At 63.9% G+C, this 17,993-nt stretch carries 20 protein-coding genes; 8 read left to right on the top strand and 12 right to left on the bottom strand.

What is annotated here, in order from left to right; translation table 11 throughout:
• Positions 1-58: 58 nt before the first annotated feature.
• The 9 genes from YUA_RS0112135 to YUA_RS51605 form a co-directional block, all read right to left on the bottom strand.
• The gene (locus YUA_RS0112135) at positions 59-469 is read right to left on the bottom strand and encodes an iron-sulfur cluster assembly accessory protein (RefSeq protein WP_084292432.1); all 411 of its coding nucleotides are present in this window, start codon (positions 467-469) and stop codon (positions 59-61) included.
• A gap of 49 nt (positions 470-518) precedes the next feature.
• Positions 519-890, bottom strand: coding sequence for an SUF system Fe-S cluster assembly protein (locus YUA_RS0112130; protein WP_015686425.1), 372 nt, complete (start codon positions 888-890; stop codon positions 519-521).
• Positions 887-2,134, bottom strand: a complete 1,248-nt coding sequence (locus YUA_RS0112125; protein ID WP_027530936.1) for a cysteine desulfurase — start codon at positions 2,132-2,134, stop codon at positions 887-889. The genes YUA_RS0112130 and YUA_RS0112125 overlap by 4 nt, the downstream gene beginning before the upstream one ends.
• Positions 2,131-3,435, bottom strand: coding sequence for a Fe-S cluster assembly protein SufD (gene sufD / locus YUA_RS0112120; RefSeq protein WP_027530935.1), 1,305 nt, complete (start codon positions 3,433-3,435; stop codon positions 2,131-2,133). The genes YUA_RS0112125 and sufD overlap by 4 nt, the downstream gene beginning before the upstream one ends.
• Positions 3,436-3,446: 11 nt before the next feature.
• Complete coding sequence (sufC, locus tag YUA_RS0112115; protein ID WP_027530934.1) at positions 3,447-4,199, bottom strand: Fe-S cluster assembly ATPase SufC; 753 nt, start codon at positions 4,197-4,199, stop codon at positions 3,447-3,449.
• 61 nt (positions 4,200-4,260) lie between these two features.
• Positions 4,261-5,757, bottom strand: a complete 1,497-nt coding sequence (gene sufB / locus YUA_RS0112110; protein WP_027530933.1) for a Fe-S cluster assembly protein SufB — start codon at positions 5,755-5,757, stop codon at positions 4,261-4,263.
• Positions 5,758-5,870: 113 nt separating this feature from the next.
• Positions 5,871-7,010, bottom strand: coding sequence for a cysteine desulfurase family protein (locus YUA_RS0112105; protein WP_027530932.1), 1,140 nt, complete (start codon positions 7,008-7,010; stop codon positions 5,871-5,873).
• A gap of 51 nt (positions 7,011-7,061) precedes the next feature.
• Entirely contained in the window at positions 7,062-7,196 is a 135-nt protein-coding gene (locus YUA_RS52290; protein WP_256375360.1) for a hypothetical protein, read from the bottom strand.
• A complete protein-coding gene (locus YUA_RS51605) occupies positions 7,193-7,336 on the bottom strand; it encodes a hypothetical protein (RefSeq protein WP_245285148.1) in 144 nt (47 codons plus the stop codon). Before YUA_RS51605 ends, YUA_RS52290 begins: the two co-directional genes overlap by 4 nt.
• Positions 7,337-7,607: 271 nt before the next feature.
• On the opposite strand from YUA_RS51605, the gene YUA_RS43840 reads away from it, so the two are divergent.
• The 4 genes from YUA_RS43840 (at position 7,608) to YUA_RS0112075 (ending at position 10,291) form a co-directional block, all read left to right on the top strand.
• Positions 7,608-8,474 (top strand): LytTR family DNA-binding domain-containing protein, encoded by an 867-nt coding sequence (locus YUA_RS43840; protein ID WP_245285147.1) that lies wholly within the window; start codon positions 7,608-7,610, stop codon positions 8,472-8,474.
• 319 nt (positions 8,475-8,793) lie between these two features.
• On the top strand, positions 8,794-9,441 hold the full coding sequence (locus YUA_RS0112085; protein WP_014495555.1) for an alpha/beta hydrolase: 648 nt from the start codon (positions 8,794-8,796) through the stop codon (positions 9,439-9,441).
• A 7-nt stretch (positions 9,442-9,448) separates the two neighbouring features.
• Positions 9,449-9,961, top strand: a complete 513-nt coding sequence (locus YUA_RS0112080; RefSeq protein ID WP_027530931.1) for a DUF1697 domain-containing protein — start codon at positions 9,449-9,451, stop codon at positions 9,959-9,961.
• Positions 9,962-10,000: 39 nt separating this feature from the next.
• Positions 10,001-10,291, top strand: a complete 291-nt coding sequence (locus tag YUA_RS0112075) for a DUF1330 domain-containing protein (protein WP_027530930.1) — start codon at positions 10,001-10,003, stop codon at positions 10,289-10,291.
• 15 nt (positions 10,292-10,306) lie between these two features.
• Here YUA_RS0112075 and YUA_RS0112070 read toward each other — a convergent pair whose 3' ends face one another.
• The 3 genes from YUA_RS0112070 to YUA_RS0112060 all read right to left on the bottom strand — a co-directional run bounded on the left by YUA_RS0112070 (position 10,307) and on the right by YUA_RS0112060 (position 12,534).
• Positions 10,307-10,630 (bottom strand): multidrug efflux SMR transporter, encoded by a 324-nt coding sequence (locus tag YUA_RS0112070; RefSeq protein WP_027530929.1) that lies wholly within the window; start codon positions 10,628-10,630, stop codon positions 10,307-10,309.
• A 10-nt stretch (positions 10,631-10,640) separates the two neighbouring features.
• Positions 10,641-11,318, bottom strand: coding sequence for a glutathione S-transferase family protein (locus YUA_RS0112065; protein WP_027530928.1), 678 nt, complete (start codon positions 11,316-11,318; stop codon positions 10,641-10,643).
• A gap of 112 nt (positions 11,319-11,430) precedes the next feature.
• On the bottom strand, positions 11,431-12,534 hold the full coding sequence (locus YUA_RS0112060; protein WP_027530927.1) for an anhydro-N-acetylmuramic acid kinase: 1,104 nt from the start codon (positions 12,532-12,534) through the stop codon (positions 11,431-11,433).
• A gap of 165 nt (positions 12,535-12,699) precedes the next feature.
• Here YUA_RS0112060 and tyrS point away from each other — a divergent pair, with 165 nt between their 5' ends.
• The 4 genes from tyrS (at position 12,700) to YUA_RS0112035 (ending at position 17,979) form a co-directional block, all read left to right on the top strand.
• Positions 12,700-13,953 carry a tyrosine--tRNA ligase gene (gene tyrS, locus YUA_RS0112055; RefSeq protein ID WP_027530926.1) on the top strand — a complete coding sequence of 418 codons (1,254 nt, stop codon included), beginning with the start codon at positions 12,700-12,702 and terminating at the stop codon, positions 13,951-13,953.
• Between the two features lie 56 nt (positions 13,954-14,009).
• Complete coding sequence (locus tag YUA_RS0112050) at positions 14,010-15,254, top strand: MFS transporter (RefSeq protein ID WP_027530925.1); 1,245 nt, start codon at positions 14,010-14,012, stop codon at positions 15,252-15,254.
• 234 nt (positions 15,255-15,488) lie between these two features.
• Complete coding sequence (locus YUA_RS0112045; RefSeq protein WP_035970869.1) at positions 15,489-15,926, top strand: DoxX family protein; 438 nt, start codon at positions 15,489-15,491, stop codon at positions 15,924-15,926.
• Between the two features lie 358 nt (positions 15,927-16,284).
• On the top strand, positions 16,285-17,979 hold the full coding sequence (locus YUA_RS0112035; protein WP_027530923.1) for a methyl-accepting chemotaxis protein: 1,695 nt from the start codon (positions 16,285-16,287) through the stop codon (positions 17,977-17,979).
• Positions 17,980-17,993 lie beyond the last annotated feature (14 nt).

Here is a 17,993-nt window from a genome sequence, read left to right as displayed (position 1 = left end):
CGCGGTATGGGTCCCGGCCTACGCCGGGACGACAGCGGAATGAGACGAGAAAGCGGGCTTACCCGTCGATCTTGGCCGGGCGCAGCTCGACCGACTCGCCGCAGCCGCAGGCGGAGATCTGGTTGGGGTTGTTGAAGACGAACTGGGCCTGCATCTTGTCGGCCTTGTAGTCCATCTCGGTGCCGAGCAGGAACAGCACGGCCTTGGGGTCGATCAGGATCTTGACGCCCTTGTCCTCGACGACCTCGTCGGTCGGGCGGATATCGTGGGCGTATTCGACCGTGTAGGACTGGCCGGCACAGCCGCCGTTCTTCACGCCGACGCGCAGACCCACGATCTCGGAATCGGCGCGCTGGGTGAGCTCGGAGATACGCTGGGCAGCGGCATCCGTTAGCCGCATCACCTGCGGGCGCGGCCGCCGGGGCTTCGGAGTGGATGCAGGTGTCGAGCCGGACGATATCTGGGTCATGTCAGTGATGTGGTCCGTTGCGGAGCGAATTCAATATCGAGGTTACGTGTCACCACATGTTCAGGACGAGGCGCGCCTCGTCGCTCATGCGTTCCGGCGTCCAGGCCGGCTCCCAGACGACCTTGACGTCGACCACGCCGACGCCGGGAACGCTCGCAACCGCGTTCTCGACCATGGTCGGCAGCTCGCCGGCGGCCGGGCAGTTCGGGGTCGTCAGCGTCATCTGCACGTCGACCGAGCGGTCGTCCTTGATCTCGACCTTGTAGATCAGGCCGAGCTCGTAGATGTCGGCCGGGATTTCCGGATCGAACACGGTCTTGAGCCCGGCGATGATCTCGGTCGTGAGACGCTCGGTCTCCTCCGGCGGCAACGCCGAATGGGTCTCCATCGGATTGGCTTTGATTTCGGCCGTGTCACTCATGCGAACAAATCCCGCGCCTTCAGCAGCGCCTGTGCCAGATGATCGACTTCTTCCCGCGTATTATACATGCCGAACGAGGCCCGGCAGGTGGCGGTCACGTTGAACCGCTCTAAAAGCGGCATCACGCAATGGGTGCCGGCACGGACCGCGATGCCCTGACGGTCGATCACGGTGGCGACGTCATGGGCATGCGCGCCCTTGAGCTCGAACGAGATCACCGGGCCCTTGCCCCGCGCGGTGCCGATCAGCCGCAGCGAGTTGATCTCGCGCAGCTTCTCCTGGGCGTAGGTGACGAGATCGTGCTCGTGGGCGGCGATGCGCTCCTTGCCGATCGAACTGACATAGTCGATGGCGGCGCCAAGGCCGACGGCCTCGACGATCGCGGGCGTGCCCGCCTCGAATTTGTGCGGGGGATCGCCATAGGTGACGACATCGCGCGAGACCTCGCGGATCATCTCGCCGCCGCCGTTATAGGGACGCATCGCGACAAGATGGTCGTATTTGGCCCAGAGCACGCCGATGCCGGTCGGCCCGTACACCTTGTGGCCGGTAAAGACGTAGAAGTCGCAGCCGATATCCTGGACGTCGACCGGCAGATGCACCGCGCCCTGGCTGCCGTCGACCAGCACGGGAATGCCGCGGGCATGGGCGATCTTCACGACGTCCTTGACCGGCACGATGGTGCCGAGCGCGTTCGACATCTGCGTGATCGCAACCAGCTTGGTCTTCGACGTCAGCAGCTTCTCGAACTCGTCGATGAGGAAGTTGCCTTCATCGTCGACCGGCGCCCACTTGATCACGGCACCCTGGCGTTCCCTGAGGAAATGCCAGGGCACGATGTTGGAGTGGTGCTCCATGATCGAGATGACGATCTCGTCGCCTTCCCCGATGTTCGGGCCGCCCCAGGACGAGGCGACCAGGTTGATTGCTTCTGTCGCGTTGCGGGTGAAGATGATTTCCTCGGTGCGGGCAGCGTTGATGAACTGCGCGACCTTGGTGCGTCCGCCCTCATAGGCTTCGGTCGCAGCGTTGGCGAGGTAGTGCAGGCCGCGATGGACGTTGGCGTATTCGGACGTATAGGCCTGCGTCATGCGATCGAGCACAACGCTCGGCTTCTGCGCGGATGCCGCGTTGTCGAGATAGACCAGCGGCTTGCCGTAGACCTGCATGGCAAGCGCCGGAAAGTCCTGACGCACGCGCGCGACATCATAGGCGCCGTTCTTGACAGCGGGATGCGTGCTCATGACCGGCGCTCCAGCCAGCGCTCGGCAATGCCGATCACGTGTTCGCGCAAGCCGTCGTCGGCAATCTGCTCGACCGCTTCACCCACGAAAGCCTGGATCAACAGCGCCTGGGCCTGCTTCTCGGGCAGGCCGCGGGCCTTCAGATAGAACAGCAGGCTGTCGTCCAGCGCGCCGGAGGTGGCGCCGTGGCCGCAGGAGACGTCGTCGGCGAATATCTCGAGCTCGGGCTTGTTGTCGGCCTCGGCTTCGTCCGAGAGCAGCAGTGCGCGGGTCATCATCTTGCCGTCGGTCTTCTGCGCGTCGGGGCGAACGATGATGCGGCCCTGGAACACCGAATGGGCGCGATCGTCGATCACGGCACGGAAGACTTCGCGGCTGACGCAGTTCGGCACCGCATGGTCGACCACCAGCGTGGTGTCGCCATGCTCGGTCTTCTGCAACAGGTTGACGCCATTGGCCGACAGCTCGCTGCCCTCGCCCGCCAGCGTGATGAGACCCTGCAAGCGGCTGACCGCGGCACCAGTGGTCATGTTGAAGAAATTGAGTTTGACGTTGGCGCCGACCGTCACGAAATGCGAGGTCACGTTCACCGCGTCAGGCGCATCGTCCATCAGGCGGATATGCGCGACGTCAGCGTCGTCGCCGACCGTGACGATCACGGCGTCATTGACCTGGTAAGCCTTGGCGCCAGCCGCGACGAAGCTCTCGACGAGGGTGGCGCGAGCGCCCTTCCCGATCACGACCTGCGAACGGGTGAAGGCCGATGCGGAAGCCGCGGTCGCGATGTGGATGATCTGGATCGGCGCGGACAACTGCGCACCGTCGGCGATCGACAGCACCACGCCATCGGTCGCCATTGCCGCGTTGAGTGCGATCACGGCGTCGGTGGAAGCGGTCGTCAGCAGACCGGCATCCTTCTCCAGCGTTTCCCGCAACGTCCTGAAGCCCGCCTCAGCGGTGAGCGCCCTGACGTCCGACAGATCGGCCGCGAACACGCCGTCGACCAGCACCAGCTTGCGGGCGCCGGCGATGGCATGCGCCTTCACGGCGTCCGCGGCGCGCTTCAGAGCAGCCGCATCGGGCGCGGCTGCCAACGGCAGCACCTCGCCGACCAGCGCGCGGAGATCAGTGTATTTCCATTCCTCGATCCGGCGGTGCGGCAGGCCGAGACGCTCATAGGTCTCGAACGCCTCGCGGCGCGAAGCGATCACGGAAGGCGAACCCGGCAGGCGACCTTCGGCGCTGGCGAACAGATCGCTCACCGCGCGGCCGCTTCCGGTCTTTGCCACAGCAACGTTCATCGCAAAATTCCTTACGCGGCATCCTCGAACTGGGTGTAGCCGGATTCTTCCAGCTCAAGCGCCAGCTCCTTGCCGCCGCTCTTCACGACGCGGCCCTTCGACATCACGTGCACGACATCGGGCACGATGTAGTTGAGGAGCCGCTGATAGTGGGTGATGACAACCATGGCGCGCTTGGGCGAGTGCAGTGCGTTGACGCCGTCGGCAGCAATCCGCAGCGCGTCGATGTCGAGGCCGGAATCCATCTCATCGAGGATGCACAGGCTCGGCTCGAACAGCGCCATCTGCAGCACCTCGTTGCGCTTCTTCTCACCACCGGAGAAACCGACATTGACGCCGCGCTTGAGCATGTCCTGCGGGATGTTCAGCGACTTCGAGACCTCGCGGACCTTCTTCAGGAAGTCCGGCACCATCAGTTCGCTCTCGCCGCGCGCCTTGCGCTGGGCATTCAGCGCGGTACGGAGGAAATTCATGGTGGTGACACCGGGAATCTCGACCGGATACTGGAACGCCAGGAACACGCCCTTGGCGGCGCGCTCCTCGGGAGCCATCTCCAGGAGATCCTCGCCCTTGAACAGGATCTGGCCGTCGGTGACTTCGTAGCCGGGTTTGCCGGCGATGACGTGCGAGAGCGTCGACTTGCCGGAGCCGTTCGGTCCCATGATGGCGTGAATCTCGCCTTCGTTCACGGTCAGCGTCAGCCCATGGAGGATCTCACGCTCCTCGACACGAACCTTCAGGTCTTTCACTTCAAGCAAAGCCATCTTGGTATCCAGTTTATTCAATTGATGTTGGAGCGCCGTAGCGCACCGCGAGGGTCGGCGATTAACCGACCGACCCTTCAAGCGAGATCGAGATCAGCTTCTGCGCTTCTACCGCGAATTCCATCGGCAGTTGCTGCAGCACGTCCTTGACGAAGCCGTTAACGACGAGGCCGACAGCCTCTTCCTGGCTGAGGCCGCGCTGGACGCAGTAGAACAGCACGTCCTCGGAGATCTTCGACGTCGTCGCCTCGTGCTCGAACGTTGCCGACGAGTTCTTGGCCTCGATGTACGGCACGGTGTGCGCGCCGCATTTGTCGCCGATCAACAGGGAATCGCAGGCGGTGAAGTTGCGCGCGCCGGTCGCTTTCCGGTGCGCGGTGACGAGGCCACGATAGGTGTTCTGCGACTTGCCGGCGGCGATGCCCTTCGAGATGATGCGGCTCGACGTGTTCTTGCCGAGATGGATCATCTTGGTGCCCGAATCGACCTGCTGGAAGCCGTTCGAGATCGCGATCGAGTAGAATTCGCCGCGCGAATTATCGCCGCGCAGGATGCAGCTCGGGTACTTCCAGGTGATCGCCGAACCGGTCTCGACCTGGGTCCAGGAGATCTTGGAGTTGTTGCCGCGGCAGTCGCCACGCTTGGTGACGAAATTGTAGATGCCGCCCTTGCCTTCCGAATTGCCCGGATACCAATTCTGGACCGTCGAGTACTTGATCTCGGCATCGTCATGCGCGACGAGTTCGACCACGGCGGCGTGCAACTGGTTCTCGTCGCGCTGCGGCGCGGTGCAGCCTTCGAGATAGCTGACGTAGGAGCCCTTGTCGGCGATGATCAGCGTGCGCTCGAACTGGCCGGTGTTGCGCTCGTTGATGCGGAAATAGGTCGACAGCTCCATCGGACAGCGCACGCCCGGCGGCACGTAGACGAACGAGCCGTCGGAGAACACCGCCGAATTCAGCGTCGCGTAGAAATTGTCCGAGGTCGGCACCACCGAGCCCAGATACTTCTGCACCAGTTCGGGATGCTCTCGGATGGCCTCCGAGATCGGCATGAAGATCACGCCGGCCTTCTTCAACTCCGCCTTGAAGGTGGTCGCGACCGAGACCGAATCGAAGACAGCGTCGACCGCGATCTTGCGGCGCGCCGGATCTTCCTCGCCGGGCTTCGGCTCGACGCCTTCGAGCATGGCAACTTCCCGCAAGGGAATGCCGAGCTTCTCATAGGTCTTCAGGATCTCCGGATCGATCTCGTCGAGCGAGGTCACCGTCTTCTTCGGCTTCGGCGCCGCGTAATAATAGAGATCCTGGAAGTCGATCTTGGGATAGTCGACGCGCGCCCAGGTCGGCTCGGTCATGGTCAGCCAGCGCCGATAGGCTTCGAGCCGCCACTGGAGCATCCAGGCGGGCTCGTTCTTCTTCTCGGAGATGAACTTGACGGTCTCTTCCGACAGCCCCTTGGGGGCCTTGTCGGACTCGATCAGGGTCTCAAACCCATAACGATATTGGTCGACGTCGATGCGCTTGACGCGCTCGACCGTCTCTTGGACGGCTGGCATTCTATCCTCCGCTCGCGGTTTCAAGGACCGCGGTGGATCAAACTCGAACGAGTATTACGATGTTTTTTGGCCGAAAGCACGGGCTTAGAACCGTTCAAGCCGTGTTTCGTCGCTTACGCTCTAAGTAGGGTATTACCGAGCTTTCGCCAAGCCTCTAACGCCCTATTGATGTCATCCGGTCCCGTGGACCAGCCCAGACTGAGACGCACCGCTCCCTGGGCCACGGTGGCATCGCACCCCATCGCCGAGAGCACGTGAGACGGCTGGACCTTTCCTGAGGAACAAGCCGAACCCGAGGATACGGCGACACCTTCGAGGTCAAAGCCGATCACGGCAGTCTCGGCCTTGAGACCGGGTGCAGTGAATAGAACGGTATTTGGCAACCTCTTCACGTCTTCCGCGAAGACGGTTGCCCCAGCAACCGCGCGAAGGCCATTTCCCAAGCGATCTCTGAGGCTTGCCATCCGTTCCACATCTTCCGGCAGAGCCTGAAGGGCGGCTTTCACCGCCGCACCGAAGCCGGCGATGCCGGCAACATTCTCGGTTCCCGCCCGGCGACCGAGCTCCTGTCCGCCGCCCCGCAGCACCGGTTCCAAGCCGGCGAGGCCCTCCGCCACGACCAGCGCGCCGACGCCCTTGGGGCCGCCGATCTTGTGCGCAGAAAAGGTCGCAAGGTCCGCGCCTACCGCGTTAATGTTGAAAGCAATTTTGCCGAGTGCCTGGATCGCATCGACGTGCAGGAGGCCACCGGCCTCGTGGGCGATCTGTGCCGCCTCGGCCACCGGCTGGAGCGCACCGGTCTCGTTGTTGGCCGCCATGACCGACACCAGCGCCGGCTGACCGTCCACGAGCAACGCGCGAAGGTGGTCGAGATCGACGACCCCGGAGCGCGTGACCCGGATCTGGCTGATGTCGTCGGCCGGGAACCGGCCGCCCGCCAGCACCGAGGCATGCTCGACAGCGGAGACCAGGAGTCGCCGCGCCGGCTCGCCCGACCGGCCGCGCAGGCCGGGCGAGAGCGCCAGCGCGTTGGCCTCGGTTCCGGCGGAGGTGAAGACCACGTTCCGCGTTAGCGCGCCCACGGCCGACGCCAGCGCGGCGCGGGCGTCCTCGACCAGCCGCCGCGCCTCGCGCCCCTCGGCATGGACCGAGGACGGATTGCCGATCAGCTCATAGGCGGCCAACATCGCTGCGCGCGCCTCGGTGCGCAGCGGTGTGGTCGCATTCCAGTCGAGGTAGACGCGGCTCGGCATGGCGCCCTCTTAGCACCTTTTGCCATCGCGCCAATCGGCGGCCGCCGCACATCAGGCCGGCTGTTGCTGCGCGACCCCGGCCGAGGAACGCGGCTCCATCCGCAGCCCGAACAGCGGACGCAGCCAGCCGATGCGCCGCGCGATCTCGTAGCTGACCAGACAGGTGAGCGCGGTGCCGGCAATCACGATGGCCGCCTCGCTTCCGGGAGACAGTCCGCTGCGCTGAACGCCAGGTGGTGGTGGAAGTAATAATCGGCGAAACTTGCGGGATAGCCGAGGTTCTCGACGATCTGGAGGTACGACTGCGGTGGCACGATCACGAGCATGCCGAAGATCAGCGGAATCCGACGTGGTAGAAGATCAGGAGCCCGAAGGCTAAAACCCGCACCCAATCCAGATCGATGCGTCGTTCCGAATTTGATGCTTGTTGCGGTGTTGACATGGTTCTCTGCTCCTTGACGGGACCACAAACGCGGTTTTCGGGCCATGGCTGACGGCCAAAATGCTCCCGAAACGGAGCGCGTCGAGACGGTTTGGGATCAGAACCGAGCGCGAGGGGACGAGGCATCGCCGTCCGGGACGAGCGGTTGGCCCGGCGTGATCAATGCCGACTGGACGATGTTCGCTGTGATCGCCGCCATCGCGTTCGCCGTCGGCATCGTCAATGCGCTCTCCGGCGCACAGGACGCCGCCTGGCGCGGCGACAGCTATGACATTGGCCGGCGCCTGTTCTGGGAACTGTCGAGCATCATCGTCATCCTGCTGCTGGTGCCGATCCTGATGCTGTCGGTGCGGCGCATGCGCCGGACCGCGGGCCCGGCGGCGTGGATCGGAATTGGTGCGGCCGCCCTGCTCGGCTTCTCGGTCCTCCACATCATCGGCATGGTGGGCTTGCGGAAACTCCTGCTCTGGCTCGCGGGCAGCGCCTACGACTTCCATTTCTCGCTGGCGGTGGTCCTGTACGAGTTCCGCAAGGACGCGGTGACCGCATTTCTGCTTGGGGCAACGCTCTGGCTGATCGAAAGCCGTCGTGAGCTGCGCAAGGCGGCACGCGCAGGCCTGTCCATGCCGGCCGCTCCGCTCGGGCAACCGTCCCCCGATCTGATCTGGCTCCGGGACGGCACCAGCCGCATCCGCGTCGTACCGCGCGATATCCTGTGGGTCGCCTCTGCCGGCAATTACATCGAATACTGCCTCGCCAACGGCACCCAGCACCTGATCCGCGGCACGCTTGCCGCGACCGAAAGCGAACTCGCCCGCTTCGCCATCGTGCGCGTTCACCGGACCAGGCTTGCCAATCTCGACCGGGTGAGCGGCGTGGACTTCAAGCCGTCGGGGGATTTCGAGCTCACGTTCGACAATGGCCAGACACTTGGCGGCAGCCGCCGCTACCGGCCCGCGGTCGCCTCGCTGGGAGGGCGCGCGGCGCGTGAATCGCTCGCCGGCTCGCCCGACAGCCGATAAACAATCGTGATTCCAATCAGTTGCCGCCACAATTGCAAGCGGGGCCATCACCCTGTCCGCTCCCGACCGTCATTGGCGTGACACCGCGATGACCGGCTAAGTTCTTGAGCACATTGGCAGATGTCGAAGATGCTTGCTTTTTGCCCCGCAGCCTATGTTAGAACGCGGCCGTCAAGTCACCGCGCGCCATCGCGCATCACCGCGAGGCGCACGCCTTCTCATCCTTCCATTCGCGCTTTCGTCGGCATCTGGCGACGAGGGCCACAATCGGTTGATTGCCAAGGATCCTCGCTCCAGCAAATCAATCCAGAGATCATCCATGCCTGAAGTTATTTTCACTGGCCCCGCCGGCCGTCTCGAAGGCCGCTATCACCCGGCCAAGCAGAAGAACGCGCCGATCGCGATGATCCTGCATCCGCATCCGCAGTTTCACGGCACGATGAACCATCAGATCGTATACCAGTGCTACTACGCGTTCGCGCATCGTGGCTTCTCGGTGCTGCGTTTCAATTTCCGTGGCGTCGGCCGCAGCCAGGGCTCGTTCGACCATGGCACCGGCGAATTGTCGGATGCGGCGGCCGCCCTCGACTGGGCGCAGACCATCAATCCCGAAGCGCGCGCCTGCTGGGTTGCCGGCTTCTCCTTCGGCGCCTGGATCGGCATGCAGCTCCTGATGCGCCGCCCCGAGGTCGAAGGCTTCATCTCGATCGCGCCGCCGGCCAATCTCTACGACTTCTCGTTCCTCGCGCCCTGCCCCTCGTCCGGCCTGATCGTGCATGGCGAGAAGGATGCCGTGGTGCCGCCCAAGGACGTCAACACGCTGGTCGAGAAGTTGAAGACGCAGAAGGGCATCGTGATCGACCAGCAGGTCATCCCCGGCGCCAACCATTTCTTCGACGCCAAGCTCGAGCCCCTGATGGAAACCATCACGGCCTATCTCGACATGCGTCTCGCCAACGTGCGGTAAGAATGACATGGCCGCGTTCGTAGCCCTGCTGCGCGCGGTCAATGTCGGAGGCACCGGCAAGCTGCCAATGACCGAGCTCAAGGCGATGTGCGAAGAGCTCGGTTTCGGTGCCGTGCGCACCTACATCGCCAGCGGCAATGTGGTCTTCACCAGCCGCAAATCGGAATCCGCAATCAAGGCCGTCCTCGAAAAGCGCCTGCACGCTTACGCCGGCGCGCCGGTCGGTGTGCTCGTGCGCAGCGCTGCCGCGATCGCAGAGGTCTTGGCCGACAATCCGTTTCCCAAAATGGCGCCCAACCGCACGGTCGCGATCTTCCTCGACAAGGCGCCACCTGCGGACACGTTCGCCGGAATTCGGGGCCAGAAAGACGAAGAGGTCAAGCTTGGCCGCCGCGAGATCTACGTGCATTACGGCGACGGCATGGGGACGTCAAAACTTGCGATCCCCGCGGCCAAGACCGGCACCGCGCGCAACATGAACACCATCGCCACCCTGGCGAAGATGGCCGCGGAGCTCTAGCTGACCGAAGACGGCGTCGCTCGGTTGGGGGGACAAGCAATGAAGGCGTATCTGGTGCTCGACCTGTCGGTGAACGATCTTGCCAGGTTCAAGACATACATCGATGAAATCCCGGCGTTCATCGCCAAGCATTCGGGACGTTACATCGTTCGCGGCGTCGAGCCGACCACAATCGAAGGCAACTGGACGCCCGAGCGCCTCGTCATCATCGAATTTCCGGAGCGCGCGATGGCGCAAGCCTTCCTGGATGATCCCGGTGCTCAGGACCTTTTCGAGCTACGCCATGCCACGACGACGAGCAAGCTGCTGCTTGCCGACGGCTGCACCTGACCGCAGCAACGCTGCTCAAGCCAGCTTGAGCGCGACGATCCCCATCAGGACGAGGGCGATGCCGGCAAGCTTCATTGCGCTCAAGGTCTCGCCGAACAGCACGACGCCCATGACGAAGGTGCCGGCGGCGCCGATGCCGGTCCACACCGAATAGCCGACGCCGACTTCGAGTACTCTCAAGGCGCGTCCGAGCAGGAAGACGAAAGCGGCGAGCAGCACGAGCGAAGCAATGCTCCAGCCCACGCGCGTGTAGCCCTCCGCATATTTCATGGAGATCGCCCAGCCGACATCAAGCGCGCCGGCGATCAGCAGCATCAGCCAAGCCGTTGACTGCGACATCGGCGTGCGCTCAGGCCGCAAGCTTGAGGAGGTGCGCGTCGTGGCGAACGAGGAAAGCGCGCAGCAATTGCGGGTAGTCCGCGCTGACCGCAGTACGCACGCTCGGACGCTGCGCGAGCTCCTCACGCCAAGCGCAGACCTTGGGCACATCGCTGAAGATACCGTGCTCAGTCAGGTCGTCGAACAGATCGAAGTAACGGAAGACGGGCGCAAACACCGCGTCGACCAGGCTGAACGCATTGCCTGCGAAATAGGGCCCTGCGCCAAGCGCGACTTCCACGCGCACAAACTTCGCCGCGAGCGCCTGGCGCTTGCTTTCGAAGGTCGCAGGATCGGTCGTGGTCTCCAGGCCCCAGAGATCGCCGAGGATCGCCGAGCCGAACTCCATCCAGGCACGGTGCTCGGCACGCTTCAAGGCATCCGCCGGATGCAGCTTCGCGCCGGCTTGCGTCTCCTCGATGTACTCGCAGATCACGTTGCTCTCGAAGAGAGCGACCTCGCCCTTGTCGGTTGTCACCATCAGCACCGGCACCTTGCCGAGCGGCGACAGTTTCAGGAACCAATCCGGTTTGTTGGCGAGATCGATATCGATCCGCTCGAACGGCACGCCCTTCTCCTTGAGCGCGATCACCGCGCGCTGCACGTAAGGGCAAAGCTTGTGGCTGATCAGTTTCAGCGAAGTGGTCATGGCGAGGATCCCGGCGTTTCAATGCAATCGCATCCAATATAGATGCAACTGCATTCACACGTCAAGATCAATGCATCTGCATCAACCCACCGTGACCCTCAGGCAGTCCTTTTTAAGGTCTGGCGATCACCCCGCCAGTCATCGGCATCGGCACGCCCGTGGTGGCCGGATAGGACAGCGGCAGGCCCTTCAGGCCGCGGGCGGCGAGGAAGCCGAAGGCTTGCGCCTCGATGGCATCGGAGGCCCAGCCGAGAGTCTCGGCGGCCTCGACGCTGGCCGTTCCGACCCGATCCCGCAGCATGCGCAGCATAGTGAGATTGCGGGCGCCGCCGCCGCAGACGATCCAGCTTCGCGGACGCCGCGGCAGCAAGGGTATGATGCGCGCGATCGCGGCGACAGTGAAAGCGGTGAGCGTCGCAGCACCGTCGGCCGGCGGCACGTCGCCGAGCTTCACCGCGGCAAAGTCGTTGCGGTCGAGCGATTTCGGTGGCGGTAATGCGAAGAACGGCAGCTCTAGTGCGCGTACGATCCAGGCCTCGTCGGCGTTGCCGAGTGCTGCGAACTTGCCCTCCGCATCGAACGCCTGGTTCATGGTGCGGTACATGAAATCGTCGAGCAGCGCGTTGCCGGGCCCGGTGTCGCAGGCAATCAGCGTGTCGTTGCCATCGATATAGGTGATGTTGGAAACGCCGCCGATATTGACGACGATGATCGGCCCCTCGCGCGCCAGCGAATTGGCGAGCGCCCGGTGGTAGACCGGCACGAATGGGGCGCCCTGCCCGCCCGCCTCGACGTCGGCAGCGCGGAAGTCGTGCATCACAGGGATATGGATGGCCTTGGCCAGCGCCCGCGCGTCACCGATCTGGACCGTCAGCCGCCGCTCGGGACGGTGCAGCACGGTCTGGCCGTGAAAGCCGACGATGTCGATATCCTCCGGCTTCATTCGGTTCTGGGCGACGAAGGCGGCGACCGCCTCGGCATGCGCCAGCGTCACCGCGCGCTCGGCCTCGGCCAGAATGCCCGGCCGGGCATCGCGTTGCGGCAAATGCGCAGCCTCGGACAGAGCCTGGCGCAGCAGATTGCGCTCGGCTGGGCTATAGGGCCGGTAGCCGGACGGTCCGAATGCCTTTACCTGTTTCCCGTCGGTTTCGATCAGCGCGACGTCCACCCCGTCCAGCGAGGTGCCGCTCATCAAACCGAGTGCCGTCAACATCATGGATCAGCGTCCTCAAAGACCCTCTCTGGCATGCCGATCTTGTGCCAGAGGGACACATCTTATAATGCCTCAGCGCCAAGTGGCGGGCGGCAATCGAGTTCCCATAGAAAGACGCTTAAATTGCGCCCGAAACAGTAAACCAAGAATTGTCAGGCACGCCGACAGATGACTGCATTTAAATCGGATTTCCTCAATACCCTGCAGGAACGTGGTTTTATTCACCAGTGCTCCGATTTCGAGGGGCTGGACGCCCTCGCCGCCAAGGGCGAGGCGATCGCCTATGTCGGCTACGACTGCACCGCGCCCTCGCTGCACATCGGCAACTACCTGACCATGATGCTGCTGCACTGGTTTCAGCAGTCCGGCAACAAGCCGATCACGCTGATGGGCGGCGGCACCACCATGGTCGGCGATCCCTCCGGCAAGGACGAGACGCGCGCGATCCGCACCGTCGCCGAGATCGAGGCCAACAAGGCTTCGATCCGCGGCGTGTTCGCGAAGGTGCTGAACTACGGCGACGGCAAGAGCGACGCCATCATGCTCGACAACGCGGAGTGGCTGACCAAGCTCAACTGGATCGAAATGCTGCGCGACGTCGGCCGGCATTTCTCGGTCAACCGCATGCTGACGATGGACTCCGTGCGTCTGCGCCTCGAGCGCGAGCAGGAGATGAGCTTCATCGAGTTCAACTACATGATCTGCCAGGCCTACGACTTCGTCGAATTGGCCAAGCGCACCGGCTGCCATTTGCAGATGGGCGGCTCCGACCAGTGGGGCAACATCATCATGGGCGTCGATCTTGGCCGCCGCATGGGCACGCATCAGCTGTTCGCGCTGACGACGCCGCTGCTGACGACCGCGTCGGGCGCCAAGATGGGCAAGACCGCGCAAGGCGCGGTGTGGCTCAACGCCGACCAGTTCTCGCCCTATGACTTCTGGCAATATTGGCGCAACACCGAGGACGCCGACGTCGGCAAATTCCTGAAACTGTTCACGACGCTGCCGATGAGCGAGATCAAGAAGCTCGAGGCGCTCGGCGGCTCGGAGATCAACGAGGCCAAGAAGGTGCTCGCAACGGAAGCGACCGCGCTGCTGCATGGTCGCGACGCCGCGAACGAAGCGGCCGAAACCGCACGCCGCACCTTCGAAGAAGGCGCACTCGCCGAGAGCCTGCCGACGGTGGAAATTCCGCGCGGCGAGCTGGAGGCCGGACTCGGCGTGCTCAACGCCTTCGTCAAGGCGGGCCTCGTCGCCTCGAATGGCGAGGCGCGGCGTCAGATCAAGGGCGGTGGCCTGCGGGTTAACGACGATCCCGTCACCGACGAGAAGATGGCGCTGTCAGCGCCCAATCTGACGCCCGAAGGCGTGATCAAGCTGTCCTTCGGCAAGAAGAAGCATGTCCTGCTCAAGCCTGCATAGGCTTATGAGCTTTTGATGCTTGCCAGGGCGCGTCGAAGCGCGCTCCCTGATGGGCAATGGACCAGAAGACGCCCAGCGAACAGGGGAACACGCAGCAAGGCGCGGTGCGTACCGCGCTTGTCGTGCTCGCGCTCTGTTTCACGCTGGCCGTGCTCGGCCGCGGCCTGAGCGAGAGCTTCACCGTCTTCCTGAAACCGATCTCCGAAGACTTCGGCTGGGACCGCGCGCAGGTGGTCTCGATCTATTCGCTGACCTGGCTGATCAGCGGACTGACCGCGCCGCTGGTCGGCCGCCTGTTCGATCATTCCGGACCGCGCATTGTTTACGCGCTCGGCCTGTTGCTACTTGGCTCGGCCTTCCTGATCGCAGGCCACGCGCAGGCGCTCTGGCAATTCCAGATCTCCATCGGATTGTGTGTCGGCATTGGCGTTGCCTTCATCGGCAACGTGCCGAACTCGATCCTGCTCGGCCGCTGGTTCGGGCCAAAGCTGCCGACCGCGATGGCGGTGGTCTATTCAGCGATGGGCGGAGGCGTGCTGGCGTTGCTGCCGGCCTCGCAGCTCTTGATCGATAGTCTCGGCTGGCGCGAGACCTATCAGGTCTACGGCTTCGCCGCGCTCGGTCTGCTGCTGCCGCTGCTGCTCCTGCCCTGGCGCATGTTTTCGGCCGGCTCGCCATACGTCACCAAGAAGACCGATCCTGATTTCATCGACAACGGCTGGACGCTTGTGAGCGCGATGCGCCACCACGCTTTCTGGGCGCTGTTCTCGACCTTCTTCTTCACCGCGGTCGGCATGTACTGCATCGCCGCGCAGATCGTCGCCCATCTGATCGATGCCGGCTTTCCGCCGCTACAGGCCGCGACCGCCTGGGGCTTTTCGGGCGTCGTGCTGGTGTTCGGCATGATCGGCGTCTCGGCGCTCGACGGGCTGATCGGACGCCGGCCATCCGTGCTGCTCAGTTACGCGATCTCGATCCTCGGCATAGTCCTGCTCTGGCTGCTTCAGTATTATCCGAATGTGTTCCTGCTCACCGGCTTCGTCGTCTGCTTCGGCAGCATGATGGGCTCGCGCGGGCCGCTGATCACCGCGACCGCGATGAAGATCTTCAGGGGCAGACGAGTTGGCACCATCTTCGGCACGATCTCGATCGGCAGCGGGCTTGGTTCGGCCTTCGGCTCCTGGAGCGGCGGCCTGATCCACGACGCCACCCACGGCTACAACGCGCTGCTCGTCTTCGCACTTGCAAACGTAATCCTCGGAATGATCCCGTTCCTGATCGTGCCCGCCTTGCGGCGCTAGGTCTCCCAGAGGTAACCTGAACTCATTCGTGTTACCGGGGAACTACGGACGGGCGCGACGCGTATACGCGTTAAAAAAATGCGGACGGCACGCGGCTGAAATCACACGCTGCGGTGTTTTGTCCGACATGACAAAAATGTCAGCGCAAATTGACCTGGCGCAGCTTGCAGGGCGGAACCGAATGCGTTCCTAGTCGCAGGATTGGATGCAGGATTGGATGGAGGGCACAAACCAATGAACTTTCCTTATCTCGCTCGCTTTCAACCGGTTCTCTTGAGCCTGTTTCGCTTCATCACTGGACTGCTGTTGTTCCAATATGGCGTGGCCAAGCTGTTCAAGTTCCCGGTGCTCCCCTACTTCGCCGACATCCCGCCGCTGATCTATGTGGCCGGCACGATCGAGCTGGTGCTCGGCGCGACGCTGATGCTCGGGCTGTTCACGCGGCTGACGGCGTTCATCCTGGCGGGTGAAATGGCCTTCGCCTACTTCATGGGCCACGTGATGAAGACCGGCACGCCGGTGCTCCTGCCGCTGCTCAACGGCGGCACCGCCGCGATCCTGTTCTGCTTCGCCTGCCTCTACATCTCGGCAGCGGGCGGCGGCTCGATCAGCGTCGATGCGCTGATGGGCAAGGAGCACGACGCGCCGGGCGGCGCCTTTGCGCGGCGCTGACGCGCGTAACCGATCCGCAAGACCCGGCACTGGCGTTTCGCCGGTGCCGGGTCAGCGCGAGCCCAGCACATTCCAGATGAGGACGAGGGCCGCCACGAGCAGCGCCGACATGATGATGCGGTGAACGAATCGGTTCATTGCGCGCTCAGCCAGGCTCGATATCACCACTAAAGTCTGAGACCGTTTTCCTCCCGCAAGAATACGGGTATGCGGCATCGCATCGCGATTTGCCTGCACGATTGCGCATAGAGCTGCGAAGGATCACCCGCGCGGCAGGCCCGCGTACGCCTATCTTCATGATTGGTAAGAATTTCATGTTAGCGATGCGAGCAATAACAAACATGTCGTAGGGGCTGTGATGAAGCTGCTGAGCCATCTGAAGATTCGCACCAAGCTTGCCAGCATGGTCTGCCTCGCAGCTCTGACAATCACAGCCATCATCGCGGTATCGACCGTCCTCAGCAAGAGCCGCATGATGGACGACCGGGTCCAGCAGATGAAGGCCGCGGTCGATCTGGTCCACGGCCTCGCACAGACTTTCCAGGATGACGCTGCCGCCGGCAAGATGACGGTAGACGACGCCAAGCTGCAGTTTCGCCAGCGTGCCCGCAACATGAAATTCGGCGGTGGTCAGGGCTATCCCGTCGTCTACAATTCCGACACCTCGATCCTGGTCAATGGCGCCAATCCGCAACTCGAAGGCAAGATCACGGGCGCCACGGATTCAAACGGCATCCTGATTGCCGATGCTCAGCTCAGCGCCGCCAGGCAGGCGCCGCAGGGCGGCGTCACATCCTATCTCTACCCGCGCCCCGGTCAGACCGAGCCCGTCCGCAAGACCGTGTTCGTCCGCCAGTTCACGCCCTGGAACGCCACGATCAGCTACGGCCTCTATGTCGACGATATCGACGCCGACGTGCGCGCGCTCACGCTGGAGCTCGCCGCGATTGGCGCCGGCCTGATGCTGCTGATGGCGACGCTGTCCTGGCTGATCGCCCGCGACGTGCTCAGTGCACTCGACCGTCAGAAGACTCGCATGCAGGACATCGCCGACGGCGCCATCGACAAGCCGGTCGAGGAAACCGATCGCGGCGACGAGATCGGTCGTATGGCGGAAACGCTCGAAGTGTTGCGGCAGACCGCCTTGACGGCCCGCTCGCTGGAGGCCGAGCAGGTCGCGGCCAAGGCGCGTGGCGAGCAGGAAAAGCGCGACGCCCTGATCTCCCTCGCCGACCGCTTCGATGCGTCCGTCGGCCAACTCGTCGGCCTGATGGCCTCGGGCTCCGGCGAGCTGGAGACCACGGCCAAGTCGATGTCGTCGACCGCCGAGGGCACCAATCGCCGCGCCGCCGTGGTCGGCTCGGCCGCGACCGAAGCCAGCCAGCGCGTCCAGACGGTGGCGGCGGCAGCCGAAGAGCTCTCCTCCTCCATCACCGAAATCAGCCGTCAGGTCGCGCAATCGGCGGAAGTCACCGGCCGCGCGGTGGAGAGCGCACGCCATACCGACACCATCGTGCGCGCGCTATCCGACGGCGCCCAGCAGATCGAGCACGTCGCCGAGCTGATCTCCAGCATCGCCGCGCAGACCAATCTGCTCGCGCTCAACGCGACCATCGAGGCCGCGCGCGCCGGTGAGGCCGGCCGCGGCTTCGCCGTCGTCGCCTCCGAAGTGAAATCGCTGGCGAGCCAGACCGCGGAAGCCACGCGCGAGATCGGCGACAAGATCGCCCAGATCCAGGGCGCGACCAAAGAAGCCGTCGACGCCATCGGCGGCATCACCGCCACTATCGAGGAGGTCAGCCGGATCGCCACCTCGATCGGCGCCGCGATCGAAGAGCAAGGTGCGGCCACCGCCGAGATCGCCCGCAGTGTCTCGCAGACCGCCGAGGCCACCAAGGAAGTCACCACGAACATCGGTGGCGTCAGCTCGGCGGCCAACGAGACCGGCAACGCCGCCGGCATGGTGCTCGCGGCCGCGTCGAACCTCTCCAAACAGGCCGAGCAGCTCTCGGGCGAAGTCGGCACGTTCCTGGCGGGCGTGCGCGCGGCGTAGGCTCTTCGGGCGCT

This window comes from Bradyrhizobium sp. WSM3983 (assembly GCF_000473045.1).
Taxonomy (GTDB): Bacteria; Pseudomonadota; Alphaproteobacteria; order Rhizobiales; family Xanthobacteraceae; genus Bradyrhizobium.
Note: the sequence above shows the minus strand (reverse complement) of the source record. Positions and strands in the feature narration are given on the sequence as shown.

What these genes read in the sequence shown, in the direction of transcription:
- YUA_RS0112135 (WP_084292432.1), bottom strand. Translation starts at nt 469, where the DNA reads ATGACCCAGATATCGTCCGGCTCGACACCTGCATCCACTCCGAAGCCC.
- YUA_RS0112130 (WP_015686425.1), bottom strand. Translation starts at nt 890, where the DNA reads ATGAGTGACACGGCCGAAATCAAAGCCAATCCGATGGAGACCCATTCG.
- YUA_RS0112125 (WP_027530936.1), bottom strand. Translation starts at nt 2,134, where the DNA reads ATGAGCACGCATCCCGCTGTCAAGAACGGCGCCTATGATGTCGCGCGC.
- sufD (WP_027530935.1), bottom strand. Translation starts at nt 3,435, where the DNA reads ATGAACGTTGCTGTGGCAAAGACCGGAAGCGGCCGCGCGGTGAGCGAT.
- sufC (WP_027530934.1), bottom strand. Translation starts at nt 4,199, where the DNA reads ATGGCTTTGCTTGAAGTGAAAGACCTGAAGGTTCGTGTCGAGGAGCGT.
- sufB (WP_027530933.1), bottom strand. Translation starts at nt 5,757, where the DNA reads ATGCCAGCCGTCCAAGAGACGGTCGAGCGCGTCAAGCGCATCGACGTC.
- YUA_RS0112105 (WP_027530932.1), bottom strand. Translation starts at nt 7,010, where the DNA reads ATGCCGAGCCGCGTCTACCTCGACTGGAATGCGACCACACCGCTGCGC.
- YUA_RS51605 (WP_245285148.1), bottom strand. Translation starts at nt 7,336, where the DNA reads ATGCTCGTGATCGTGCCACCGCAGTCGTACCTCCAGATCGTCGAGAAC.
- YUA_RS0112085 (WP_014495555.1), top strand. Translation starts at nt 8,794, where the DNA reads ATGCCTGAAGTTATTTTCACTGGCCCCGCCGGCCGTCTCGAAGGCCGC.
- YUA_RS0112080 (WP_027530931.1), top strand. Translation starts at nt 9,449, where the DNA reads ATGGCCGCGTTCGTAGCCCTGCTGCGCGCGGTCAATGTCGGAGGCACC.
- YUA_RS0112075 (WP_027530930.1), top strand. Translation starts at nt 10,001, where the DNA reads ATGAAGGCGTATCTGGTGCTCGACCTGTCGGTGAACGATCTTGCCAGG.
- YUA_RS0112070 (WP_027530929.1), bottom strand. Translation starts at nt 10,630, where the DNA reads ATGTCGCAGTCAACGGCTTGGCTGATGCTGCTGATCGCCGGCGCGCTT.
- YUA_RS0112065 (WP_027530928.1), bottom strand. Translation starts at nt 11,318, where the DNA reads ATGACCACTTCGCTGAAACTGATCAGCCACAAGCTTTGCCCTTACGTG.
- YUA_RS0112060 (WP_027530927.1), bottom strand. Translation starts at nt 12,534, where the DNA reads ATGATGTTGACGGCACTCGGTTTGATGAGCGGCACCTCGCTGGACGGG.
- tyrS (WP_027530926.1), top strand. Translation starts at nt 12,700, where the DNA reads ATGACTGCATTTAAATCGGATTTCCTCAATACCCTGCAGGAACGTGGT.
- YUA_RS0112050 (WP_027530925.1), top strand. Translation starts at nt 14,010, where the DNA reads ATGGACCAGAAGACGCCCAGCGAACAGGGGAACACGCAGCAAGGCGCG.
- YUA_RS0112045 (WP_035970869.1), top strand. Translation starts at nt 15,489, where the DNA reads ATGAACTTTCCTTATCTCGCTCGCTTTCAACCGGTTCTCTTGAGCCTG.
- YUA_RS0112035 (WP_027530923.1), top strand. Translation starts at nt 16,285, where the DNA reads ATGAAGCTGCTGAGCCATCTGAAGATTCGCACCAAGCTTGCCAGCATG.